Annotated in this window: 19 protein-coding genes; 10 read left to right on the forward strand and 9 right to left on the reverse strand. The window is 75.1% G+C overall.

Annotated features, from left to right (window positions below; genetic code table 11):
• The first annotated feature begins 202 nt into the window (after window positions 1–202).
• Window positions 203–520, forward strand: a complete 318-nt coding sequence (locus AB0O53_RS29465) for a hypothetical protein (protein ID WP_350999700.1) — start codon at window positions 203–205, stop codon at window positions 518–520.
• A gap of 178 nt (window positions 521–698) precedes the next feature.
• Entirely contained in the window at window positions 699–1,403 is a 705-nt protein-coding gene (locus AB0O53_RS29470; protein ID WP_350999702.1) for a hypothetical protein, read from the forward strand.
• A gap of 77 nt (window positions 1,404–1,480) precedes the next feature.
• Here the strand turns inward: AB0O53_RS29470 and AB0O53_RS29475 are convergent, their stop codons facing one another.
• The 4 genes from AB0O53_RS29475 to AB0O53_RS29490 all read right to left on the reverse strand — a co-directional run bounded on the left by AB0O53_RS29475 (window position 1,481) and on the right by AB0O53_RS29490 (window position 3,911).
• The gene (locus AB0O53_RS29475; protein WP_350999703.1) at window positions 1,481–2,374 is read right to left on the reverse strand and encodes an ABC transporter permease; all 894 of its coding nucleotides are present in this window, start codon (window positions 2,372–2,374) and stop codon (window positions 1,481–1,483) included.
• Window positions 2,344–3,414: an ABC transporter ATP-binding protein gene (locus AB0O53_RS29480; RefSeq protein ID WP_350999705.1), complete on the reverse strand. Its 1,071-nt coding sequence runs from the start codon at window positions 3,412–3,414 to the stop codon at window positions 2,344–2,346. Before AB0O53_RS29480 ends, AB0O53_RS29475 begins: the two co-directional genes overlap by 31 nt.
• Before the next feature lie 101 nt (window positions 3,415–3,515).
• Window positions 3,516–3,698 carry a hypothetical protein gene (locus AB0O53_RS29485; protein WP_350999707.1) on the reverse strand — a complete coding sequence of 61 codons (183 nt, stop codon included), beginning with the start codon at window positions 3,696–3,698 and terminating at the stop codon, window positions 3,516–3,518.
• A gap of 36 nt (window positions 3,699–3,734) precedes the next feature.
• Entirely contained in the window at window positions 3,735–3,911 is a 177-nt protein-coding gene (locus tag AB0O53_RS29490) for a hypothetical protein (protein ID WP_350999708.1), read from the reverse strand.
• A gap of 370 nt (window positions 3,912–4,281) precedes the next feature.
• Between AB0O53_RS29490 and AB0O53_RS29495 the strand changes: the two genes are divergently transcribed.
• The 4 genes from AB0O53_RS29495 to AB0O53_RS29510 all read left to right on the forward strand — a co-directional run bounded on the left by AB0O53_RS29495 (window position 4,282) and on the right by AB0O53_RS29510 (window position 8,899).
• Window positions 4,282–5,178 (forward strand): MbnB/TglH/ChrH family RiPP precursor modification enzyme, encoded by an 897-nt coding sequence (locus AB0O53_RS29495; protein WP_350999710.1) that lies wholly within the window; start codon window positions 4,282–4,284, stop codon window positions 5,176–5,178.
• Complete coding sequence (locus AB0O53_RS29500) at window positions 5,175–5,978, forward strand: hypothetical protein (protein WP_365199673.1); 804 nt, start codon at window positions 5,175–5,177, stop codon at window positions 5,976–5,978. The genes AB0O53_RS29495 and AB0O53_RS29500 overlap by 4 nt, the downstream gene beginning before the upstream one ends.
• 387 nt (window positions 5,979–6,365) lie before the next feature.
• Window positions 6,366–8,639: an FUSC family protein gene (locus AB0O53_RS29505; RefSeq protein ID WP_365199675.1), complete on the forward strand. Its 2,274-nt coding sequence runs from the start codon at window positions 6,366–6,368 to the stop codon at window positions 8,637–8,639.
• Window positions 8,636–8,899 carry a hypothetical protein gene (locus AB0O53_RS29510; protein WP_350999716.1) on the forward strand — a complete coding sequence of 88 codons (264 nt, stop codon included), beginning with the start codon at window positions 8,636–8,638 and terminating at the stop codon, window positions 8,897–8,899. Before AB0O53_RS29505 ends, AB0O53_RS29510 begins: the two co-directional genes overlap by 4 nt.
• A 72-nt stretch (window positions 8,900–8,971) precedes the next feature.
• Here the strand turns inward: AB0O53_RS29510 and AB0O53_RS29515 are convergent, their stop codons facing one another.
• Window positions 8,972–10,297, reverse strand: coding sequence for a bifunctional 3,4-dihydroxy-2-butanone-4-phosphate synthase/GTP cyclohydrolase II (locus AB0O53_RS29515; protein WP_350999718.1), 1,326 nt, complete (start codon window positions 10,295–10,297; stop codon window positions 8,972–8,974).
• 299 nt (window positions 10,298–10,596) lie between these two features.
• Here AB0O53_RS29515 and AB0O53_RS29520 point away from each other — a divergent pair, with 299 nt between their 5' ends.
• The 4 genes from AB0O53_RS29520 to AB0O53_RS29535 all read left to right on the forward strand — a co-directional run bounded on the left by AB0O53_RS29520 (window position 10,597) and on the right by AB0O53_RS29535 (window position 16,013).
• Window positions 10,597–12,063 carry a multicopper oxidase family protein gene (locus tag AB0O53_RS29520; protein ID WP_350999721.1) on the forward strand — a complete coding sequence of 489 codons (1,467 nt, stop codon included), beginning with the start codon at window positions 10,597–10,599 and terminating at the stop codon, window positions 12,061–12,063.
• A gap of 129 nt (window positions 12,064–12,192) precedes the next feature.
• The gene (locus tag AB0O53_RS29525; RefSeq protein WP_365199679.1) at window positions 12,193–13,671 is read left to right on the forward strand and encodes an amino acid permease; all 1,479 of its coding nucleotides are present in this window, start codon (window positions 12,193–12,195) and stop codon (window positions 13,669–13,671) included.
• A 158-nt stretch (window positions 13,672–13,829) separates the two neighbouring features.
• Complete coding sequence (locus AB0O53_RS29530; protein WP_350999723.1) at window positions 13,830–15,038, forward strand: NupC/NupG family nucleoside CNT transporter; 1,209 nt, start codon at window positions 13,830–13,832, stop codon at window positions 15,036–15,038.
• A gap of 159 nt (window positions 15,039–15,197) precedes the next feature.
• Complete coding sequence (locus AB0O53_RS29535; RefSeq protein ID WP_365199682.1) at window positions 15,198–16,013, forward strand: class I SAM-dependent methyltransferase; 816 nt, start codon at window positions 15,198–15,200, stop codon at window positions 16,011–16,013.
• A gap of 116 nt (window positions 16,014–16,129) precedes the next feature.
• Here AB0O53_RS29535 and AB0O53_RS29540 read toward each other — a convergent pair whose 3' ends face one another.
• The 4 genes from AB0O53_RS29540 to AB0O53_RS29555 all read right to left on the reverse strand — a co-directional run bounded on the left by AB0O53_RS29540 (window position 16,130) and on the right by AB0O53_RS29555 (window position 23,246).
• Window positions 16,130–17,047 (reverse strand): oxidoreductase, encoded by a 918-nt coding sequence (locus AB0O53_RS29540; protein ID WP_350999728.1) that lies wholly within the window; start codon window positions 17,045–17,047, stop codon window positions 16,130–16,132.
• Between the two features lie 251 nt (window positions 17,048–17,298).
• Entirely contained in the window at window positions 17,299–18,672 is a 1,374-nt protein-coding gene (locus tag AB0O53_RS29545) for an MFS transporter (RefSeq protein ID WP_350999731.1), read from the reverse strand.
• A 162-nt stretch (window positions 18,673–18,834) separates the two neighbouring features.
• Window positions 18,835–20,142 (reverse strand): lanthionine synthetase LanC family protein, encoded by a 1,308-nt coding sequence (locus AB0O53_RS29550; RefSeq protein ID WP_365199686.1) that lies wholly within the window; start codon window positions 20,140–20,142, stop codon window positions 18,835–18,837.
• Complete coding sequence (locus AB0O53_RS29555; protein WP_365199689.1) at window positions 20,139–23,246, reverse strand: lantibiotic dehydratase; 3,108 nt, start codon at window positions 23,244–23,246, stop codon at window positions 20,139–20,141. Before AB0O53_RS29555 ends, AB0O53_RS29550 begins: the two co-directional genes overlap by 4 nt.
• Window positions 23,247–23,253 lie beyond the last annotated feature (7 nt).

Genomic DNA, 23,253 nt, shown 5'->3' on the forward strand with positions numbered 1-23,253 from the left:
CGGGGGTTCTTCGGGTCCCGCGGCCCTGCGCCCGTGTCGTCGCCCTGTCGTCCTGGCGGTCCTCCGGTCGGACGACGCCGCGGTGAGCGCCCTGCGGCTTCACTGGACGCATCGGTGCCCGAGGAACCCCCATCTCCCCCCCACGGGACCTGCCGGAACCCGGCACGGCACCGATGGTCCCCCGCATTCGGAGGAACAGACCATGCGCAAGCTCCGTGCTCTCACTGCCACCGCCCTGACCGTCGGCGCCGTCGCCCTGACGGGCACCGCCTTCAACGCACAGGCAGCGACCGTGTCGGCGGCCACCACCGGGGCGAAGGCCCTGCCGGCCGGTGAGAAGGCGATCAACCTGCCCGCAGGCGAGAAGGCCATCAACCTGCCCGCAGGCGAGAAGGCGATCAACCTGCCGGTGAACGGGAAGGCCATCAACCTCCCCGCAGGCGAGAAGGCCATATCCCTCGCCGGCACCACGCTGCCGTCGACCGTGCTCAACGTCCCGTCCACGGTGTTCAAGGCGTAGGGCCAGCCCGCCCGTGAGGGCCCGGTGCCGAACGGCACCGGGCCCTCACGCATGCCGCACGGACCCGCGACCGGACCCCTTCCTTCGATCGGCCGGGAAGAGGACGATTCCGCAGCGGCGCGCGGAGAGGCCGTTCGCCGGACGCGGCCGGAGCCGGTCCGGCCGGAGCGTGGAACGCATGACCACACTGCCCTCACCCACCCCTCCGATCCGGCCGGGCCCACGCCCCCGGACCCCTGCCCGCCACCGCACGGCCGCCCGGATCGGCGGTCTCCTGTGGTTGGCCTCGGCCGTCCAGACGGCCGTCGTGAGCAGGCTCGCCTCCACCCGCATGCACGCGCCGGACCTGGCCCGCGACATGGTGTCGACGCTCGGCGCCGCCGACTGCTCGCACCTGGACGGCCGCTGGGTGTGCTCCCCCCTGTCCACGGCGGTGAACCTGTCCTGGGCCCTGGCCGCGGTCGGCCTGGGCGCCGGGGTGCTGTTCGTCCGCCCGATGCTGCGCCCGGGACGCCGCCGCTCACTGGCGGTCGCCCTGGTCCTCCTGGCCGCGGCGGGCACCGTCGTGATCGCGGCGAGCCCGTACGACGTCCGGCCCGTGCCGCACTACGCGGGAGCCCTCGTCGCCCTGCTGTGCGGGAACGTCGCCGTGACCGTGCTGGCCCCGCTGCTGTCGGACACCGGGGCCCTGCCGCGCTGGTGGGGGCGCTGCGGTCGGACGACCGGCTGTCTGGGGCTGGCGGCCGGCGTCTGCTTCGGCATCGAACTGCACGGGCACGCCTTCCAGGGCGGCTTCGAACGGATCGCCATCTGGCCCCTGGTCCTGTGGGTCCTCGCCAGCGGCCTCCGGCTCGCCCTCCACCGCCCCCGCCGTCCGGCCTGAACCTCCCGGCCGACACGGGACACCGCCGAAAAGGCCGGCCCGAGAGGGCCGGCCTTCGCGCGAACCAGGTGCCGTGCTCAGCCGCGGCGGAACGCCCGCGAGGCCGCCCACAGCATGCACGAACCCGACGCCAGGACCAGCAGCAGCTCCAGCCAGACCGGCACCAGGTAGCCGCCCCACGTCACACCGGGAGCCGCGGTCGCCGCCCCGACGGTGCCCAGGACAGCCCGGCGGATCGGGTCCACCGCGTACGTCAGCGGGTCGAACCGGGTGGCGACGGCCAGCCAGCCCGGCAGCCGGGACAGCGGGAACAGCGCCCCGGAGAGGAAGAACAGCGGCTGCACGACCATCTGGGTCAGCGCCATGAAGGACTGCACCGAACGCATCCTCGCCGCCACCAGCACACCGAAGCAGGAGAAGGTGAACGCCAGCAGGGCCATGTACACGAGCAGCGTGAACATCAGCCGGGGGTCGTAGGGGACTCCGACCGCACCGGCGAGCGCGAGCACGAGCGTGCCCTGGAACAGGCCCGTGGTCATCCCGCCCAGGCACTTGCCCGCCACCACCGCCGTCCGGCTGACGGGAGCGACCAGCATCTCCCGCAGGAAGCCGAACTCGCGGTCCCACACGATCGAGGAGGCCGCCCCGATGGAGGCGAAGACCACCGGCATGGCGAGCGCTCCCGCGTAGACGAAGGTCTGGTACGGGACCCCGTACGCGGACCGGGTCAGCGAGCCCAGTCCGCCGCCCAGCGCGAACAGGAACAGCAACGGCTGGAGCAGCGCGGTGGCCACGCGTACGGGTTCGGACAGCAGCCGGAGCAGGTCGCGGTGCCACACCACGCCCACGGCCCGCAGCTGGGCCCGCACCCCCGTGACCGGGAGCCGGGTGAAGACGGCCGGGGGAGCCGTCACCGCCGGCGCACGCAGGCCGGCGGCGCTCACCGGGCCGCCCTCCTGCTCGCGGCCCACGCCTCCCGCTCGTTCCGGGCCGGCGGCCCGCCCTCCGCGGCCGGCCCGCCGCCCGAGCGGGCGGTCAGGGCGAGGAACACGTCGTCCAGGGTCGGCCGCGACACTTCCATGGACCGGACCGGCACGCCCAGTTCGCAGGCCAGCCGGGGCAGGAACGCCGGCCCGTCCGGTACGAGCACGACCACCGGGCCCCCGCTCGGGTCCGCGCGGCCGGACAGCCCGAAACGGCTCCGCAGGGCCGCGACCGCGGCACCCGGGTCCGGCGTGGTGAACGTGACCACGTCCGCGCCCGTACGGGCCTTCAGCTCCGCCGGGGTGCCCAGGGCCACGACGACGCCCTTGTCCATGATCGCGATCCGGTCGCAGACCTCCGCCTCGTCGAGGTAGTGCGTGGTCATGAAGACGGTGACGCCCTCGGTGCGCCGCAGTTCGCGGATGCAGTCCCAGAGGTGGCGGCGCGTCTGCGGGTCCAGTCCGACGGTGGGTTCGTCGAGGAACAGCACCCGGGGGGCGTGCAGCAGGCCGCGCGCGATCTCCACGCGCCGCCGCATGCCGCCCGACAGCTCCTTCACCCTGCTGCGGCGCCGTTCGGCCAGGCCCACCAGGTCCAGGACGTGGTCGACGCGCGGGGCCACGGCGGACCGGGGCATCCCGTACATCCGGGCGTGGAAGCGGAGGTTGCGTTCCACGGTCAGCTGCGAGTCGAGCGTGGACTCCTGGAAGACCAGGCCGATCCGGCGCCGGGTCGCGTCCCGGTCGCGCACGACGTCGTGTCCCGCGACGGTCGCGGTCCCGGCGGACGGCTCCACGAGCGTGCACAGCATGCCGATGGTCGTCGACTTGCCGGCGCCGTTGGGGCCGAGGAAGCCGTAGATCTCCCCGGGCCGCACGCTCAGGTCCACCCCGCGTACGGCCTCGACGGACCCGTAGGTCTTGCGCAGGCCGCGCGCCTCGACGGCCGGCGCCGCGGGCGGACCCTGCGGTGGGGGTGCGGACACGGGCGGAGACGCCGGGCGCGGGGGCGAGGGTGCTGTGGTCACGGTGGGCTCCTCGGGAGGGTCACGTGCCGGGCCGGAGCCGGGCACGGGGAACGGGAGGCCGGGTCCTGGTCGGACCCGGCCTCCCGCGGCCGATCAGCGGTTCAGTGCCGGACCCGCGTGCTGCAGGACGGCGGGGGCGGCGGCGGACCGGCACAGGAGATGCAGCGCATCATCGGGTCGGCGTGGCGACGGGTGGCCCAGGGGACCACCGCGAAGCCGAGCTCCGCGGCGGGACCGGTGGCCGGGCCGTCGGCGAGCACGGGGGAAGAGGACGTAGGGGACATCGAATGGCTCCTCTCGGGGGTGTCCGGTGCGGACGCTCAGCGGCGCGGCCGGGGCGACGGGTGGGTACGGCGGGTCCGCACGTCGGCGTCCGGGGTGACGGTGAGGCAGTCGACACAGGACTGCTGACAGGCGGCTGCGGGTCCCTCGACCGTCGCCGGCAGCGCTTCGAATCCGAACGAGCGAGCGGCGGTCGCGGTGGTGGTGCGGGTCATGGGAACTCCCGATCGTCTGAGGCGGGCCCCGGGTCACCGGGACGGCCGGGGCGCTGCCTGCTGGATGGTGCACGGGCCGGAGGCGGGGGTCGCCGCCGCGGCCGGCTTTCCGTGCGGGGGGCCGGAGCCCGGCGCGGGGGTGGTGCGCCGGTCAGCGACTGCCACCACGTTAGGAACCCGCGCGGACCGGAACTGTCCTGCGATCGGACGTCCGTCCGGACGAACCGGCCCGCGTCCCCGGCGGCTCCTCCCGGAGGATCGACCGTTCGCAGGACGGGGCCTGCCCGGCCGGTCCCTAACGTCGTGAGGGACCGCTGCGGGAAGGGCCGCGTCCGCCGCCCGGCCCGCGACCGCCGTCCGAGGAGACCCCATGACCGCACACCTGCCGCACCTCGGTTCCGGGCTCGGGTACCGCCGTGAACTGGCCGACGGGATCGCCGCGTCGGGCAACGCCGTCGACTGGCTGGAAGTCATCACCGAGCACTACCTGTTCGCGCCCCCGGACAGCCGTCAGGCCCTGCGCGAGCTGCGCCGCGGTCATCCGCTGGTCCCGCACGGCCTGGAACTCTCGCTGGGCTCGCCCCGGCCCCCCGACCCGCACTACGTGGCGGCGCTCGCCGAACTGGTCGCGGAGATCGACGCCCCCTGGTTCAGCGACCACCTCTGCTTCACCCGGTCCGAGGACATCTCCGTGGGCACGCTGACGCCGCTGCCGCGCAGCCGCACCGTCGCCCGGGACGTCGCGCGGCGCGCCCAGCAGGTCCAGGACGAGGTGGGCGTCCCCCTGATCCTGGAGAACATCACCTATCACATCGACCTGCCGAACCCGCTGTCGGAGGCCCAGTTCATCGCCGAGGTGATGGAGCACTGTACGTGCGGCCTGCTGCTGGACCTGACTAACCTCGACATCAACTCCCGCAACCACCACTACGACGTGGCCGACTTCCTCGACACCATCCCGCTGGAGCGTGTCGTCCAGGTCCACCTCGCGGGCGGCACGCAGGACCCGGACGGCACCGCCCGCGACACCCACAGCGCACCCGTCCCCGAACGGGTGTGGGCGCTCCTGGCCGAACTCTCCGCCCGCACCGACATCAAGGCCACCCTGCTGGAGCGGGACCAGGACTTCCCCGAGGACTTCGCGGAGATCACCGCCGAGATCGACCGGGCCCGCGACACGGTCGGGCCCCGCTTCGCACCGCCGGTGCCCCGGGCTGTGCCCGGCACGGCGGCCCCGGCGGCCGGACGGGGGAGGGGTTCGCGATGACGGTGATCGACGCCCTCGCGGCCCTCCTCGCGAGCCCCCTGCTGACCGCCGCCGAACTGCACGAGGATCCCGAGGCGGTACGCGCCCGCTTCGGCCTGAGCGAGGACGAGCTGGAACTGCTCGCCCGGGTCCCCGACGACGCGTACGCCAGGGTGGCCCTGGACGTCGCCGCGAAGCACCGACTGGTGGTCGCCCAGGCCTTGCCGGAGACGGTGACGGAAGTGACGGAACACCATCGTGGTTTTCTGGAACGGCACTTGACCGCGACGGTGCGCCGGCCGCACCCGGACGACCCGGTCGGCGCCCAGCGGGCGGCGGAGGCGTTCCTGGAGGACGCGGCCGGCCGGATCCCCGCGGGGCTGGTGGAGTTCGGCCGGTTCGAGCTGGAGCGCTTCCGGCTGCGCCGCGACGAGATCGCCGCCGATGCCGCCCGGTACTGGGACGGGGACGGGGCCCGCCGGCAGAGCCGACTCGGCGGGGAATGGATCGACCACGGTGTCCCCGTCGTTCCGGCGACCGTCCTGGTCGTCTCCTACGGCCACGACGTGACCGCACCGGAAGCGCCCGCGCACCTCCCCGAGGTCCCGGTCACCGTGGCCCTGCAACGGGTGTGGCGCGAACCCGTGCGCGCGTTCCGCCTCGACCCCGGGACCAGGGACCTGCTCGCGCTGTGCGACGGCACCCGCACCGCCCTGCGCGCCGCCGCGGAGGCCGGTGCCCACCCCGCCCAGGCGGGAGAGGTGCTGCTGTCACTGGCGCGGGCGGGGCTCATCGTCCCGCGCGGGGGACCGGACGCGTAACCGATCGGACGAACGGCGCGTGGCCCCGGTCACGCCCCGGTCGGAGGATCCGGGGGGCCCGGACGGATCCGTAGGGTCGATGGCGTGCACAGGGAAGACCAACAGAACAGCAGGGACACCATCCGGAACGTCCGCGACATGGGGAGCATGCGCGGCTGTGACGGCAACCGCTCACCGGGCATGCGGACCGGCGGTTTCAATCCGTGAGTAGACCCCCACAGCACATTCCGGAAACGTACCTGCGCACCACCGGGCCGGCGACCAGCCGGCCCTTTTTCCTGCGCCCGTGCGACCCCTGCGGCCCGCGGCCGCCCGCGCACACCGCGCACACCGCGCATACCGCGCGCTCCGCGCGCCCGGACCCGGTGATCGGGGTTCACTGGTGAGGTGAGCGCCGGAAAGGGCGGGACACGCTCACCGGACGGGGCGCGGAGCGCCGTCCGGCACCTGCTCCACGCCACCGACCCCGGGCTGGTCAGGCTCGTGGGGGCCGCCCACACCGTCGGCGCGATCTGTCTGACCCTCGCCGTGCTGTGGGCCCTGGGGTTCGCCACGCCCTTCCTGGTCGCGGCCGGTTCCTCCGCGCTGGTGTGGTCGATGGTGCTGACCGGTCCGCGGGAGGCGGAACAGGCCGTCACGCACGCGCTCGGCCTGCCGGCCGCACTCCTGTCGGCCACGGTGGCCGTGCTCCTCGCCCCCTCTCCGCCGGCGTCCGGGGCGGTCTTCGTGGCGCTGCTCTTCGCGACGGTGTACGTCCGCCGCTACGGGCCCCGGGGGACGGCCCTGGGCATGAACGCCTTCCAGATGTACTTCGTCATGCAGTTCGTGCCCCTGCCCGCGGACGAACTGCCCCTGCTGTGGGCGGCCCTGGCGGTGGCGTTCGGCTGCGGGGCCTTCGTCCGGTTCGTCCTGCTGCGGACCTCGCCGGACCGGTCCTTCGTACGGCTGCGCAGGTCCGTACGGGCCTGCCTCGACGACGTGGCCCGGGCGCTGGCGGCGCTCGCCGGCGCCCCCGGCGGCACCGCGCGGGAGGGGCGCCGCGCCGGCCGGACCACCGCGCTGCGGCGCCGGCTGAAGCGGCTGCACACCTGCGCACTGATGCTCCAGGACAGTGTCGAGGGGTGCGCCGGCCCGGCGGTCGCCGCTCGGGTGCGGACCCGGACGACCGAGGCGGACGTACGGGCCGAACGCCTCGCGGTGATGCTGCTGCGGGCCGGACAGGACGCCGGCACGTCCGCGGAGGACTTCGCCCACCACCTGCACCTGCCGGGACCCGGCACCCGCACGGCCGGGACCGCCGCGGGCGGCGACCTGCTGGCGGCCCGGCTCCGGGCCCTGCCCGAGACGCTGGCCCGCGGCGGAACGACCACGGCGCCCCCGGCCTCCACGCAGACCCCGTCGGCCGTCGCCGACGCCCATCAGGCGCTGACGGACTTCGAGCAGGCGGCGGCCGCGCTCCGCGAGGCGTTCCGCTGGTCCCCGGGAACCCCGGCCGACCCGGAGGAGGCGCCACCGGCCCCGGAGTCCCCACCCGCCGAGCCCGCCGCACCCCCGGCCGCCACGCCTCCGGCCCCCATGTCCCCGGCTCCCGCACCCCCGGAGCCCGAGCCCGGCGGGCTGCGCCGGCCGACCACCCGCGCGGCCGTCCAGGTGGCCTGCGGCGCCGCCGTCGCGACCGTGGGCGGGCAGCTGATCTCCGCGGACCACTGGTACTGGGCGGTCCTCGCCTGCTGGATGGTCTTCTTCAACACCTCCTCCACCGGCGAGATCGCGCTCAAGGGGTCCCGCAGGGTCGCCGGGACCCTGGTGGGGGCACTCGTCGGCCTGTTCGTCGCCTCCCCCCTCGCCGACCACCCCTGGCCGGCCTTCGCCCTCACCCTGGTCTGCGTCTTCGGCATGGCGTACACGGCGGCGCTGTCCTACACCGCGGCCACCTTCTTCATCACACTGATGATCGCCCTCCTCTCCGACCTGCTCGGCAGCTACACGGACGGTCTGCTGCTCATCCGGATCGCCGAGACGGCGTTCGGCGTGCTGTGCGGGGGCGCCGCCGCCGTCCTCGTCCTGCCACGTGCCACAGATCAGCGCACCGACGCCCTCCTCGCCGACGCACTGCGGGCGCTGGCGGACTCGGTCACCGCGAGCACCCGCCGGCTGACCTCGCCGATGGCGGACCCCGCTCCTGACGGCCCGGTCCGCGCCGCGCACGCCGCCGACCGCAGCGTCGAGGAACTGGCGCGTTCGCTGACACCCCTCGTGCACCCCGTCGCCCCCCACCGGAGCAGGCGCCGGACCTCGCTCTACGTGCAGGGGCTGCTGGAGACCTGCGCCTACCACGCCCGGGTGCTCGCGGTGGAGGCCGGCCGCGGCGCACCCGGCAGCTGGTCCGGTTCACCGGCCCGGGTGGTGCTGGAGGAGCGGGCGCGGACACTCGCCGTCCGGCTGGAGGAGCTGGCCGAGCGGCGGCCGGACGGGGCTCCCGCGCCGACGGGCGGCGCGCCGCAGGCCGGGACCCCCACCCCCGAGCAGGCCCGTGTGCTGTTGCACGTGCGCCGCATGGACGACGACGTACGGGCGATCGCCGGGGCCCTGCCCGGGCCCGTGCACGATCCGGACGCCCCGGCCGCCGCGGCCCGACGACCCGGGAGGGAGTCGCGGTGAACGGATACGCGGCCGTCCACGAGGCGGTGGCGCGACCACCGCACCGTCCGGCCGGCCCGACCGCCCGGGACCGCATCGGAAAGGTCCACGCGGCGGAGACGGACGACAGCGGACTGCGGGCCGGCCCGGTGACCCTGTGCGGGCGCAGCACGGCGGGGATGCCGGCGGTACCCGGCGACCGGCCCACCGAGCCGGGCGACGCCTGGTGGCCGCAGATCAGCGGCATCCGCATCTGCGCGGCCTGCGACCGCGAGACCTGAGGCCCGGCGCGGTCCGCGGGCGGCGGGGAGCCGTGCGGACGGGCGCCGCGGGGGCGCGCACCGGGCCGGTCGTCACGACCGGCGGCCCGTGCTCTCGGACAGCCAGGGCAGCCGGTGCCCCATCCGGTCGCGCTTGGTCACCAGGTAGCGGATGTTGTCGGCTCCGGCCGGCGCGGGCAGCGGCTCCACGGCCGTGACCGGCACGCCCAGCGAGGCCAGTGCGCGCGCCTTGTCCGGGTTGTTGGACAGCAGCCGGCAGGACCGGACGCCCAGGTCGCCGAGGATGCGGGCGGCCGCGGTCCAGTCCCGGGCGTCGGCCGGCAGTCCCAGCTCCAGGTTGGCGTCCACGGTGTCCCGTCCGGTCTCCTGCAGCGCGTACGCGCGCAGCTTCTGCACCAGCCCGATGCCCCGCCCCTCGTGGTCGGCGAGGTAGACCACGACGCCGCGGCCGCCCGCCGCGACGCGCCGCAGCGCCTCGCCCAGCTGCGGTCCGCAGTCACAGCGCAGGGACGCGAAGACGTCCCCGGTCAGGCAGCCGGAGTGGAGGCGGACGGGGACGTCGGCGCCGTCGGGCACGCGGCCCCGCTCGTCGAGCCCGTCGGCGACGAGGGCCACGTACTCGCAGCCCGTCGCCCCGTCGCGGTAGCCCACCGCGGTGAAGTTCCCGTGCGTCGTCGGCAGGGAGACGGTGGCGGCGCGCCGGACGCCGGCGGCGTCGTGCCGCCGGTGCGCGATCAGGTCCTCGATGGAGATGATCGCCAGCCCGTGCTCCCGGGCGAAGGCGAGGAGCCGCGGCAGCCGCGCCATGGAACCGTCGTCGTCGACGATCTCGGCGATCACGCCGACGGGCGGCAGACCGGCGAGCCGTGCCAGGTCCACGGCGGCCTCGGTGTGCCCGGGGCGCTCCAGGACCCCGTTCGCGACGGCCCGCAGCGGGAAGACGTGGCCGGGCCGGGTCAGGTCGGACGGTCCGGTGCGGGGGTCTGCGAGCAGGCGTACCGTCCTGGCCCGGTCCGCCGCCGAGATGCCGGTCGTGACACCCGTGCGGGCGTCGGCGGACACGGCGTACGCGGTGCCCTTGGGGTCCTCGTTGACGGCGGTCATCGGGGGCAGCCGGAGGGCGTCGAGCAGCGCACCCGTCATGGGGGCGCAGATCACCCCGGAGGTGTGCCGGACGGTGAAGGCCATCAGCTCGGGCGTGGCGTGGGCCGCGGCGAAGACCAGGTCGCCCTCGTTCTCGCGGTCCTCGTCGTCCACCACGACGACGGGACGGCCCGCGGCGATCTCCGCGACCGCCCGGTCGACGGTGTCGAGCGCGGGGCGGACGCCCGGCCGGGGAGTCCCCGTGTCACCGCCGTGGGCGGCGGGGTCCGGGCTGGGGGCGGGGTGACGGTTCATGGGGGCGGCCTTCCGGTGACGGGCGGCGGGTCGCGGGTGGCCGCCGGTCCCACGAGTAGCCCACGGACGCGGGGCCCGGCCTGTCCTCCGTTCGGACGGGAGGCGGGCCGAATTCCACCAGACCCGGAATGAAAGTCGTATCACCGCTGCGCGGTATTCGGTCGTCGTGTCGCTCATTTCCGATAACCCTCGCCGCACTGCGGGTCATTGGGCGGCTTTTCCGGCCCGGGGCGGCATGATGGCGCGGAATCGGCCCCGGTGGCCGTGTTGTTCCCTCTTTTTTCTTGCGGAGAGTCCGGATGATCAGACACCCCTTCGGCAGGTGGACCGCGGTCGGGTCCCTCCTGGTGGCCCTCGCCTTCGCCTCCGGCTGCGGCACGACGGGGAAGGACACCGGCCAGGCCGCCCCCTCGGCCGCCACCTCGGCTCCCACGGGCTCGCCGTCGCCCGCGCTGACCGCCGCGTCCACCGAGGACCTGCGGGACCCCGCCGAGGTGGTCAGCGAGGACGGTCTGCTCAAGACCCGGATCGTGGTGGAGCGCAAGAAGGTCCGGCTGGCCGGGAAGGACCTGTGGGCGCTGACCTACAACGGTCTCTACATGCCGCCGACCCTGCGCCTGAAGCCCGGTGACCGGATGGAGATCACCTTCGAGAACAAGCTCGACAAGTTCACGAATCTCCATGTGCACGGAATGCACGTCTCGCCCGGCGGGAATTCCGACAACATCTTCCTGAGCATCGATCCGGGCAAGACCTTCGATTTCAAGTACCAGTTCCTGAAGTCGCTGGAGCCGGGCACGTACTGGTACCACCCGCACCCCCACACCCTGTCCGCCGCGCAGGTCGCGGGCGGAATGGCGGGTCTCATCGTCGTCGACGGGCTCGACCGGTACATGCCGCCGCAGCTGCGCGGGATCACCGAACACGCCATCGCCCTGAAGGACTTCCAGATCGTCGGCGACCAGATCAAGACCGCCGACCTGAAGATGGGCGCCCCCACCACCCGCACGGTCAACGGCCAGCTCAACCCCCGCATCCGGATCAAGCCGGGCGAGACCCAGTTGTGGCGCATCGCCAACATCGGGGCGAACATCTTCTACAAGGTCGCGCTGCCCGGCACCACCTTCCACGTGGTGGCGCAGGACGGCTACCCGGTGAACAAGGTGATCCCCGTCGACTCGATCGTGATCCCCGCCGGCGCCCGCTACGACGTGCTCGTGCAGGGCGGCAAGGCCGGCACCACGGAGCTGATCACCCAGCCGTACAACAGCGGCAAGGCCGGCAACCAGTTCCCTCAGGCCACCCTCGCCACCGTGGTGACCTCCGGGGACCCCGTCGAGCAGGCCGCCCTGCCGACGACCTTCGCGCCCGTGGACGACCTGGCCGACGAGCCGGTCGCCGGCCGCAAGACGATCGTGTTCACCGAGAACGCGGACGGCACGCTCTTCTACATCAACGGCAAGCAGTTCGACCACAACCGGATCGACTTCAGGGCCAAGCTGAACACGGTCGAGGAGTGGACGATCCGCAACGACAGCGACGAGGTGCACTCGTTCCACGTCCACACCAATGACTTCCAGGTCATGAGCCTCAACGGCAAGCCCGAGGTGAACTACGGCTTCCAGGACACCGTGGACGTCCCGGCGCGGGGGAACATCGTGATCCGGACCCGCTTCCTCGACTTCCCGGGCAAGACCGTCCTGCACTGCCACATCCTCAACCACGAGGACGCGGGCATGATGGCGACGCTGCAGATCGACAAGTGACGCCGCCGCGGTGACGCCCGCGCGAGCGGCGTCACGCAGGAGCCCGCCCCGCTTTGGCCTCACGTATCGCCCCGCATCTCGGTCGATCGGAGTAAGCGGGGCGGGCTCCTGCCGTCCTTCGCCGGAGGTATGACCACCCTCCGCACCCCGCCCCCACCACCCTCCCCGCCGGCGGGCGAGGACGCCGGGGACGCGGGCTACAGCAAACGGCTCCGGCCCCGCCACATGACGATGATCGCCATCGGCGGGGCCATCGGCACCGGGCTCTTCCTGGGCACGGGCGGCCGCCTCGCCACCACGGGCCCCTCGCTCGCCCTCGCCTACGCCCTGTGCGGGCTCTTCGCCTTCCTCGTCGTGCGCGCACTGGGCGAACTGGTCGTCCACCGCCCGTCCTCCGGCGCCTTCGTCAGCTACGCCCGCGAACTCATGGGGGAGAAGGGCGCCTACGCGGCCGGCTGGACGTACTTCCTCTGCTGGGCCACGACCGGGATGGCGGACATCACGGCCGCCGCCACCTACGCGCGCTTCTGGTCGGTCTTCACGGCCGTCCCCCAGTGGGTCCTGGCGCTCGCCGCACTGGCTCTCGTGCTCGGCGTCAACCTGGTCTCTGTGCGCTGCTTCGGGGAGACCGAGTTCTGGTTCTCCGTCGTCAAGGTGGGTGCCCTCACCGTCTTCATGGCCGTCGCGGTCTTCCTCGTGGCCACGCGCCACCCCGTCGGCGGACAGGTGCCCGGACTTGCGACGATCACGGATCACGGCGGCTTCCTCCCCGCCGGACTCCTGCCGATGCTGCTGGTCATGCAGGGCGTCGTCTTCGCCTACGCCGGCCTCGAACTGTGCGGGATCGCGGCCGGTGAGACCGAGAACGCCCGCACGATCGTCCCCAGGGTCATCCGGACGATCATGTGGCGCATCCTCCTCTTCTACGTCGGTTCCGTGCTGCTCCTCGCCCTGCTCCTGCCCCACACCGCCTACTCGGCGGACCAGAGCCCCTTCGTCACCGTCTTCGCCCGGCTCGGCGTCCCCGGCGCCGCCGCCGTCATGAACCTCGTCGTGCTCACCGCGGCCCTGTCCCCGCTCAACTCCGGTCTGTACGCCACCGGACGCGTCCTGCGCTCGATGGCCGTGGCCGGCTCGGCCCCGCGGTTCACCGCCCGGATGAACCGCGGGCGTGTGCCGTACGGCGGCATCCTGCTCACGGCCTCGTTCGGGGTGCTCGGTGTGGTCCTGAACTACGTCATGCCCGCGCAGGCCTTCGAAGTCGTCCCCAACCTCGCTTCCGTCTGCGTGCTCGGCACCTGGGGCATGATCATGATCTGCTCGCTGCTGTTCTGGCACCGGGCCCGCCACGGCCTCGCCGTCCGCCCCGCCCACCGGCTGCCCGGAGCCCCGTACAGCCAGGCCGTCACCCTGCTCTTCCTGCTCGGCGTGTTCGCCCTCATGTGCGCCGACCGCGGGGTGGGGACGATGACCGCGCTGGCGGTACCCGTCATCGCGGTCGCGCTCGTCGTCGGATGGTCCCCGGTCCGGCGGCGGGTGGCCGAGGCCGCTGCCGGGGCGGCAGGCGGGACCGGCCGCGGGTCCCGGCGGGGGCCTGGCGTGTCCTGAGACCCGGTGGGCGGTTCGTCTCGTAAGTTCGGCGTGCCCGGGTTCGCCCCGGTTCCGTTCCGTACGGCCGCCCCCTGAACACCCGTCGCCGTCCGGCCCGTCCGCGAGGCCGCCGGGCCACGGGGGCCGGCCTCGGCCTGATGGGGAGATCGCGTCCGATGACTCGGCTGCAGGGGATGCTCGGCCTTCTCGTGATCTACGGCCTGTGCTTCGCGATCTCGCGCAACCGCAGCCGGATCAACTGGCGCACCCTCGGCATCGGCTTCGCCCTGCAAGTGGGCTTCGCCCTCGTGGTGCTGAAGTGGGAGCCCGGCCGCGAGGCACTGCGCTGGTTCGCCGACCTGATCGCGAAGCTGATCGGCTACACGACCGCGGGAACGGAGTTCCTGTTCGGCTCGCTGGCCAAGGGCTCCTCGGTCCCCTTCGCCATCGCCGTGCTGCCGGTCATCATCTTCCTCGGCGCACTCGTCGGGCTGCTCTACTACCTCCGCGTCATCCAGTGGGTCGTGTCGATCGTCGGCGGGGCGATCTCCCGGCTGCTCGCGACCAGCCGGGTCGAGTCCATCTGGGCGACCACAGTGATCTTCCTCGGGCAGTCCGAGGCCCCCCTGCTCATCGCCCCGTACCTGCGGCGGCTCACCCGCTCCGAGCTGTTCACTTGTATGACCGGCGGGTTCGCCTCCGTGGCCGGCTCCACGCTGGTCGGATACTCGCTGCTCGGCGCTCCACTGCCCTACCTGCTCGCGGCGAGCGTCATGAACGCGCCCGCCATGCTCGTCATCGCCAAGGCGATCTACCCCGAGACCGAGGAGCCGGAGCAGGAGGGCGACGTCCGCAGCGTGCGCGACACCGAGTCGGCCAACGCCATCGACGCCCTCGCCCGCGGCGCGCTGAGCGGCGGCCGCCTCGCGGTCATCGTGGGCTGCCTGCTCATCGCCTTCGTGGCGCTCATCGCCCTGGCCAACGGCATCCTCGGCGTGATGGGCAGCTGGTTCGGCATCGACGACCTGACGTTCCAGCGGGTACTGGGGTGGCTCTTCGCGCCGGTCGCGTGGCTCATCGGCGTGCCGTGGGACGAGGCCTCGACGGTGGGCAGCCTCCTCGGGCAGAAGACGGTCATCAACGAGTTCGTCGCGTACGCCTCCTTCGGCCCGCAGATCCCCTCCCTCGAACCCAAGACCGTGCTCATCACCACCTTCGCCCTCGCCGGCTTCGCCAACTTCGGATCGATCGCCATCCAGCTCGGCTCCTTCGGCGCGCTGGCCCCCGAACGCCGGCCCGACGTCGCCCGGCTCGGCCTCCTCGCCCTGCTGGCCGGCACCCTGGCCAACCTCAGCAACGCCGCCATCGTCGGCATCGTCGGCTGACCGGTACGGATCCGGGAGTCCCTGACGCGACCGTTCCTCCGCGCTCTCCTCCGGTCGGTCGTGGTGGCCGGGCTCCGGCCCCTGGTGTGCTGGCGGTGGCGCCCGGCCCCGCACGCCGCGGGCGGCGCCACCACCACGGCAGCCGGACGGAGGACGGCCATGGCAGACACACCACAGCCCGACCACCGCGACGTGGACCTCTGGGAGGAACACGCCGCCCTGTACGTACGGACGCTCGGCGCCGCCTGCGCCGGGCCGGCCGTGCCCCTCCTCGACGCCGCCCAAGTGGGCCCCGGGACCAGGGTGCTGGACGTCGGCACCGGCCCCGGCACCGTGGCCGCGGTGGCAGCGGACCGCGGGGCCGCGGTGACGGCCGTCGATCCCTCGCCGGCCATGCTGCGGCTCGCCCGCGCGGCGGCCCCGCGGGCCCGGACCCTGGTCGCGGCGCTGCCCCGGCTCCCGTTCCCGGACGCGTCCTTCGACGTCGCCGTCGGCAATTTCGTCCTCGGGCACGCCGGTCCCGCGCAGGCCGTCGTCGCCGAGCTGCGCCGGGTCGTACGCCCCGGGGGACGGGTCGGCCTGACCTGCTGGACGGACGTACCGGCGGCCGGTCAGACCCTGGTCGGCCGGGCCCTCCACGCAGCCGGTGTCCCGCGCGTACCCCTCGAACACCTGCGGCCGCCGCGGTCCGGCCACCCCGGAGACCCCGCGGGGATGGCCCGCCTGCTGGGCGGGGCCGGGCTGCGGACGGCCCTCTGCCGGGTCGTGGCCTGGGACCACCGGGTCGACGCCGCCGCCTGGTCGGAAGGGCTCGCCCGGCTGCTGGGCACCGGACTGCTGACGGCGCCCGCGCCGGACCGCGCGACGGTCGACCGCGTCCTGGGGCACGCCGCCGCGCTGAGTACGCCGTTCCTGTCCCCGGAGGGGGACCTGAGGCTGCCGCACGTCGCACTGCTGGCCCACGGCTGGCGCTGACGCGGAGGCCCGCGGTCGGCAGCCGGCGTCCGGCGTCCGGCAGCCCGTAGCCCGCAGCCTGCAGCCCGCGGACCCGGCACCCTGCCGGGACTGCGGGCTGCGGGCCGCCGGCGCGCTCAGGCCGGCCAGTGCACGCCGGTCAGTTCCTGCGACACCGCCCACAGGCGGGCCGCGGCCTCCCGGTCGCGGGCGGAGGCGGCGGTGACCTGCACCGCCGGGGGGCCCTTCAACGAGCCGGGCCCGCGCGGGCCGAAGTACTGTCCGCCGAGGGCGTCCGGGTCGGTGGCCGCGCGGACCACGGGCCAGGCGCCGCGGTCCTTGCCCTGCGCGAGCAGGGCCAGCGGGGCGCCGCGCAGCGCGGCGAGCGGGCCGGGCGACCACATCGGCGGCCGGGCCGGTGTCAGACCCTGGACGGCCCACCCCGGGTGCGCGGCCACGCTGCGCACGGTGCTGCCGTTCGCGCGCAGGCGGCGGTCGAGTTCGGCGGCGAAGAGCAGCACCGCCAGCTTGGACCTGCCGTAGACGGCCATGGAGCGGTATCCGTCGCGGCTCTGCAGGTCGTCGAAGTCCAGGCGGGCCCGGCCGTGGGTGAGGCTGCCCAGGGAGACGACCCGGGCGTCCGGACCGAGGGCCGGGGTCAGCAGGAGGGTCAGCGCGAAGTGTCCCAGATGGTTCGTGCCGAACATCAGCTCGAACCCCTGGGCCGTCTCGGCGCGCTTGCCGGAGGAGGTGACCCCGGCGTTGTTGACCAGCAGGTCCACGGGCCCGGCCGCGGTGAGCTGTTCGGCCGCGCGGTGCACGGAGTGCAGGTCCGCGAGGTCGAGCCGTACGTCCGTCGCCGAGGCGCCGGGCACGGCCGCACGCAGTGCGTCGAGGGCGGTGCGCGTGCGTTCGGGGCTGCGGCCGGCGAGGACGACGTGCGCCCCCGCACGCGCCAGTTGCTCGGCCACGAAGTAGCCGATCCCGGCGTTTCCTCCGGTGATCACAGCGGTTCGGCCGTCCTGCGCGGGGACGGCGAGGGGATCCCACGTCATCGGGCTGCTCCTTTCACTGTCCGGGCCGCACGGCCCGGGGGCGTTGGCGGCCGGCGCTCCCGCGGTCCGTCCCCGCACGGCAGCGCCGGCCAGGACGTACACGCTAGGCGGGGGGACGGGGCCGCCATGTCCTTCCATCGGTCGGTCCGGGGGACCGGCCGGACCGACCGGTACGGGGACAGCCGGTGCGGGGACGGCCGGTGCGGGGACGGCCGGTGCGGGGACGGCCGGTGCGGCGTAGGCCGGCCCGTTCAGGCCTCGGCCGTGGCGGGCCGGCGGGCCGCGGCGATCCCGGGGCGGAGCCGTGCCTGCCGGGTGACCGTCCGGGCGCCGTGCCGGGTACGGACCACGGCGACGAGGGCCAGGGCCGCCACGCCCACGCAGGAGGCGCCCGCGAGCGCGAACGCGGAACGTGCCCCGAGGGCTTCGGCGAGCGCGCCGGCCAGCGGGGCGCCCACCGTGGTGGCGCCCAGGGTCACCAGCATGGCCAGTCCGGCCACCCGGCCCTGCAGCCCGGGTCCGACACCCATCTGGACGGCCGTCGCGGCGGTGGTGGTGAAACACAGCGCGGCGATCCCGACGGGGACGAGCAGCGCGCCGAGGGCCGTCATCGACGGGGCGAAACCGGCGGTGATCTGGAGCGCGCCGATCGCCACGGCGCAGACGGCGAGGGTGCGCAGCGGACAGGTCCGCAGCCGGGCGGCCAGCAGGGCGCCGAGCAGGGACCCGACGGCGACCAGGGCGCTGAGCACTCCGAAGGACTGCGGGGCGGCTCCGAAACCGTCGGTGGCCAGGGCCGGCAGGAGCACCGGGAGGTTCATCCCGAACAGGGCCATGCATCCGCTCAGCAGCAGGGTCCACCGCAGCCGCGGGTGGGTCGCGACGGTCCGCAGGGCGGCGTGCCGGCGGTTCTGGGTGCCCGGATGCGGTGCGGGGGCCCGGTCCAGTGCGCGGACGTGTCGCAGGGCGCACAGGCCGGCCGCGCAGAGCACGGGCATGACGGCGCAGATGAGGAAGGCCCAACCGGTGCCCAGGAAGCCGATGACGACACCCGCGGCGGCCGGGCCGACGATGCGGGCCAGCTGGTAGGTGGCGGTGGCGAGCCCGGTCGCGGTGCGGCGGTGCTCGGGATCGACCAGACGGGGGATGAGTGACTGCCGGGCCGGGCCCTCGACCGTCGTGATCACCCCGAGCGCTCCGGAGAGTACGCACACCGACCACAAGCGGGCGCTGTCCGTGCCGACCAGGACGGTCATGACGAGCGCCAGTGCGGCGGCGGCCCCGTTGCACAGCATCATCAGGCGCCGCGGCCGGTAGCGGTCCGCGACCGCACCGCCCCAGAGCCCGAGCAGCAGGGTGGGCAGGCACTGGACGGTCACCACCAGACCGACCGCCGCGGCACTGCCGGTGAGCTGCAGCACCAGCCAGTCCTGCGCCGTGCGCTGCACCCAGGTTCCGGTGCCCGCAACGGACTGGGTGAGCAGGAACAGCCGGAAGGCCCGGGAGGCGAGCGGGCCGCTTCCCCGCCCGGGTCCGCCCGGCGGGCGTACGGCGCGCCGGAGGGCGGCGGAGCCGGTGGGGACCGTCGGTGCGGCGGGGGCGGTGCTGCGCGGGAGGGTGGACATGGAAGTTCACTCCTGGGCGTGGCGGGAGGTCTGCCGAGGCGTCCGCCACGAACGCGGCGCGGTCCGCCTGCTCCTTCTGATGTGCCTCCTCGACGCTAGGCGGGAGGCACCGGCTCCCGGGTCCTCCCAACGGTCGGTGAGGGGGAGGAAGCACGCGGCCGGTCAGCCGGCCAGGAGCAGGCAGTCCCACGGCACCGGGGACGACTGCGGCAACAGCCCGGCGTACTGCGCCAGCGCCAGGGCGGTACCCGCCGCTCCGCCGAGGAACCCGCACCGCGACGCCGCCCCCGGTGTGGGGGCATCCGGGGATCCGGCACGCGCCGTCGGCGGACCCGGGGCGAGGCGCAGCGTGAGCCGCGCGGCGCTCTCCACGAGCGACCGGTGGCCGGCGCGCATCGCGCACACCAGGACGCCCGCACTGCCGTGGCACAGGCCGGCCCCGTCGGTGTCCCAGGTGGTACCGGGCCGCCCGGCCAGCGCGGTCAGGGCGAGGCCGGCCACCCGGGCGTACGCCGGATCGCCGAGCGCGGTCGAGGCGAGGGCGAGGGCGCGGGCCACGCCGGGGGAGCCGTAGCACCACGCGTCCCGGCGGCCGAAGCCCCTGCCGGGGCCGGGGCCGGGGCCGGGGCCGTGTCCGGGGTCGGTGCGCCGGGCGGCGCCGTAGGGGGTCCGGGGCGGCCAGGAACCGTTCTCCTGCACGGACACCAGCCAGTCGGCCGCGGCCCGTACCGCCTCCCGTCGCCCGGCCACCGGCGGACCGGTGCTCTCACCGAGCGCCAGCAGGGCCAGGGGCCCGGCGATCCCGTGTGCCGCACCGGTGAGGGCGGCCCCCTCGCCCCGGTCCGGCGCGCGCCCGGGCAGGTGCCCGGCGGGCTGCCACCAGCCCGGTCGGTCCGGAGTCCCGCCGAGGACCATGCGGGTCAGGACGGACTGCGCGGCCAGCAGCCCGGGTGCCGCCTCGGCGGCCCAGCCGGCCCCGTACGCCGCCAGCAGGACCCGCCCCGTGCCGCTGAGGCCGCTCATCACGTCGTAGACGGTCCAGGGAAGGGCGAAGGACCTCGGCACGGTGCCGGGCCACGGGCGGCCCGCGATCACTTCGGTGCGCGCCGACAGCCAGCGCACCCCGTCCCGTACCGCGTCGCTTACCGTGTCGGCGCGCCCTTCGCCCCGGGACACCACTGCGGCGCCGGCCAGCAGCGACGCGGCCAGTCCTCCCGGCCCGCGGAACACCCCGTCGGGCCGGGCGTCCCCGAGCGTCTCGGCGGCGAGCCGCCAGTGCGCCCGTGCACGGGCGGCCGCCCCGGGTACGGCCCCGGCGAGCAGCGCGTGCAGCAGGCCCGTGCCGGCGAGGCCGTCGCCCAGGGTGTGCCGCCGCTCCGCGGGCAGCGTCCGGGCCACCTCGGCCGGGTCGGCCAGCGCGTCCGCGATCCGGAGGGCGACGGCGGCCGCGACTTCCCTGCCGCCCGTCATGACGGGCGGTGGAGCCGGTCCGCGGCCAGGGAACGCACCAACCGCTCCACCGCCGGATCGGGCCCCAGGAGCCGGTTGACGTGCAGATGGATCAGGTCGGAGGCGCACAGCGACGCCACCTCCTGCCACCGCGACGGTTCACCGTGGTCGCGCAGCACGGTCCGGTACGCGGCCAGGGCCCGCTCACGGTCACGCCACCGACCGGCCAGGCCGGCCGGGACCGGGCCGTCGTCCGCAGCGGAGCGGAACCGGGCGCGCAGCGCCTCGCGCCACCTGCGGCCCGTGGTGTCGAGCGGGGTCCGGCCGACTGCCGCGGGCGCCGCGTCGGCCAGTACGCGGGCCACGGACACCGCCCCGGCGGCGGCGAGCAGGATGCCGTCCGCCGCCCGTCCCGGGCCGGCGGGGCCGTCCGGGTCGAGGCCGGGGACGCGGTGGTCGAGGACGGTGAGGGCGTCCAGCACCAGGGAGCTGTCCGCCACGAACATGTCCTCTGCCGCAGCGAGTCCGGCGGGCCCGCCGTAGCGCTCGGTCTCCGGCAGGTACGGTTCCCAGCGCGCCGCGCCGGCCAGCCCGAGCGCGGCCATCCGGGCGGCCCACTCCTCCGCGGCCGGGCGCACCACCCGTTCGAGTTCCTCGCGTGCGCCACGGAAACGGATCCGCAGGTGGGGGCCGAATTCCGGTGAGGCGTACCGCAGCCAGAAGCACCGCGGCGGCTGTGCGGCGAGATGGCGCAGCACCGCGTCCTGCCGGTGGTCGGGCACCTGCACGGCCAGGGACAGCCAACCCCGGGTCCCGGCCCGGCCCTTGGCGGGGCCAGGACCCGGTCGCGCCCTGGCAGGGGCAGGCCCCGACGCTTCCGGATCGCCTCCCGGACCAGGACTCGGACCCGGACCCGGACTCGGTCCTGCGGCGGCGGGCCGGACCGCGCACCGGGGATCGAGCCGGACGGCGACCGCGGGCACCGTGCTGCGCAGGGACACCACCAGTTCCAGCAGGTGGCCGCCGTCCGGCCCGCGCACGACGGCGGGATCGGTGTCCGGCCCGCCCAGCGGTTCGAGGACGGCCCGCACCCCGCGGCACACCCGGCTGCGCAGCACCTCCCGGTCACGGGCGTCGTCGAGATCGACCGGGAGCAGGCGGTCCGCCTCGTCGACGAGGACGGTGCGCGGCGGGGCCGGCCGGGACGCGGACCGCCACGCGGCCAGCCGGGCGTCGAACTCCCGCGGTCGGCGGGCCGCCGCGCGTACGTCCTCGGGAAGGTTCCACCGGGCCGGCGCGAGCAGCACCTCCCGGTACCGCACCCGCGGGGTGTGGGGGAGCGCGTCGTAGGGCCCGAAGGACCACGTCCGCCAAGGCCGGGTCCCGGCCTGCCCCAGCAGCCGCAGCAGGCGGGCGGCGGGAGGCAGCAGCCCGGGTGCGGCCCGATGGCCGACCACGGGCCGCACCGCCCGGCCGTACCGCGGTGCCCAGAGCACGAGTTGTCTCCCGTCGGACGTCAGGTACAGGTCGGCGGGCCCGAGGTCGCCCGGCCGCGGCGGCACGTCCAGGGCGATCCGGTACGGCGCGATGCCGGCCGGGGCGGTCAGCGCGGCGGCGGCCCCGTCGACCGGCCGGCAGACGACCTCCGCGACCATCGGCCCCGTCCCGTCCGACGGCGGGTCGTCCGGGTGGCGGGGCCACTTCAGCCCGGCGGCGTACCGGCCGGCCGCCGAACCGGCCTGCTGCGAACCGGAGTACGGGCACACGGCCAGTCGCAGCGCACCCGACTCCGCACGCACCAAGCGGACATGGATCTCCGCCGACCGCGGAGGAGGATCCGGTGCGGGGCCGGCCAGACGGTCGACCAGAGCGTCGGTCAGGACGAGTTCACCGTCGGCGCCCCCGCCCTCACCCCCGTACGGGGCCTCGGCGGCGAGTCTGGCCAGCAGGAGGTCCCGGTCCGGGTCGGGATCGGACCGGACCCCGAGTCCGTCGTCGGCGCCGGGCGGGCCGAGGCCGACGGCCGGGTCCAGTACCTCCCTGAGCGGTACCAGGCGCTGCGTGCCGTACGCGGCGACGAACCGCCGGTGGTAGTCGGCCAGCGGCGGGCGCGTCGCCGCCGTGCGCCACAGAACGGTGGCGGCCGTGGCCGCCTGTTCACCGAGGTGCGCGGGCAGCTCGATCCGGGCATCGGCGAACGCGTCGGCCACCAGCGGCCGTTCGGGGGGAGCCGGATCCCGCATCAGCCGGGTGACCCGGCGCAGCAGGGCCGACCGCCCGGGATCACCGGGCGGCAGCGTGTCGGCCCGCGCCAGGAGGTCCAGGACGCGGCGCAGGACGTTGCCGTCGCGGGTCCGCGGTGCGCGACGGGCGAGGCGGCGCAACGCCTCGTCGGGCCGTCCGTCGGGGGCGAGGTCGGTCAGCAGCAGACCCGACCGGACCAACGCGCGGACCACGCGCTCCGCGGCCGACCGTGCGGCCGCAGTCGCAGCCGCGGACGCGGTCCCGGACGCCGGGGCATCCGCCGCGTCCGAGTCCGCCACAGCCCGGGCCGTGAGTTCGGCAAGGACCTCGGCCGCGGAACGGCCGGCACCCGTACAGGCGTCGAGCAGCCACCGGGACACCACGGTGTCCCGGACGCTGCGCAGGGCCAAGGACCCGGCGGGAGGGGCGTGTTCCACCTCGAACCGGCCGTCCACCGCACGGACCATGGCATGGGTGGTCAGGGTGAGGCCGGCGAGCACCACCGGATCGTCGAGCAGCCGGTCGTACACGGCGGCGAGCCATTGCGGTCCGGGCGCCGTCACCGTGCGGTGCGCGGGCCCCAGGGACAGGACGGCGAGCCCCGCCCCGTCACTCCGGTCCGGCGGCGCGGCCCGGAAGCGGGCCGTGGCCACGCCGCTGAAGACGCCGTGCGGTGTCGGCCGGGTCCGCGAGCGGATCTCGTACGACCGCAGGGCCCTCCCGGCCCGTGGCTCCGCGCAGTCGGTGGCCGCGAGCCCCGGGCTGGCCAGCAGGATCCCCTCGGCCAGCAGGCCGCGGCCGGCGCCCGGCCGCTCCGCCGCCCTCAGCGGGATCCTCGCGAGGGCGACGGCTTCGGGTGCGAACAGTCGCTTCGGCGCCATGGGTGGC

Source organism: Streptomyces erythrochromogenes (assembly GCF_040684695.1).
GTDB classification, from domain to species: Bacteria; Actinomycetota; Actinomycetes; order Streptomycetales; family Streptomycetaceae; genus Streptomyces; species Streptomyces erythrochromogenes_C.

Coding starts and splice junctions, on each gene's coding strand:
- AB0O53_RS29465 (WP_350999700.1), top strand. CDS start 203: ATGCGCAAGCTCCGTGCTCTCACTGCCACCGCCCTGACCGTCGGCGCC.
- AB0O53_RS29470 (WP_350999702.1), top strand. CDS start 699: ATGACCACACTGCCCTCACCCACCCCTCCGATCCGGCCGGGCCCACGC.
- AB0O53_RS29485 (WP_350999707.1), bottom strand. CDS start 3,698: ATGTCCCCTACGTCCTCTTCCCCCGTGCTCGCCGACGGCCCGGCCACC.
- AB0O53_RS29490 (WP_350999708.1), bottom strand. CDS start 3,911: ATGACCCGCACCACCACCGCGACCGCCGCTCGCTCGTTCGGATTCGAA.
- AB0O53_RS29495 (WP_350999710.1), top strand. CDS start 4,282: ATGACCGCACACCTGCCGCACCTCGGTTCCGGGCTCGGGTACCGCCGT.
- AB0O53_RS29500 (WP_365199673.1), top strand. CDS start 5,175: ATGACGGTGATCGACGCCCTCGCGGCCCTCCTCGCGAGCCCCCTGCTG.
- AB0O53_RS29515 (WP_350999718.1), bottom strand. CDS start 10,297: ATGAACCGTCACCCCGCCCCCAGCCCGGACCCCGCCGCCCACGGCGGT.
- AB0O53_RS29520 (WP_350999721.1), top strand. CDS start 10,597: ATGATCAGACACCCCTTCGGCAGGTGGACCGCGGTCGGGTCCCTCCTG.
- AB0O53_RS29525 (WP_365199679.1), top strand. CDS start 12,193: ATGACCACCCTCCGCACCCCGCCCCCACCACCCTCCCCGCCGGCGGGC.
- AB0O53_RS29530 (WP_350999723.1), top strand. CDS start 13,830: ATGACTCGGCTGCAGGGGATGCTCGGCCTTCTCGTGATCTACGGCCTG.
- AB0O53_RS29535 (WP_365199682.1), top strand. CDS start 15,198: ATGGCAGACACACCACAGCCCGACCACCGCGACGTGGACCTCTGGGAG.
- AB0O53_RS29540 (WP_350999728.1), bottom strand. CDS start 17,047: ATGACGTGGGATCCCCTCGCCGTCCCCGCGCAGGACGGCCGAACCGCT.
- AB0O53_RS29545 (WP_350999731.1), bottom strand. CDS start 18,672: ATGTCCACCCTCCCGCGCAGCACCGCCCCCGCCGCACCGACGGTCCCC.
- AB0O53_RS29550 (WP_365199686.1), bottom strand. CDS start 20,142: ATGACGGGCGGCAGGGAAGTCGCGGCCGCCGTCGCCCTCCGGATCGCG.
- AB0O53_RS29555 (WP_365199689.1), bottom strand. CDS start 23,246: ATGGCGCCGAAGCGACTGTTCGCACCCGAAGCCGTCGCCCTCGCGAGG.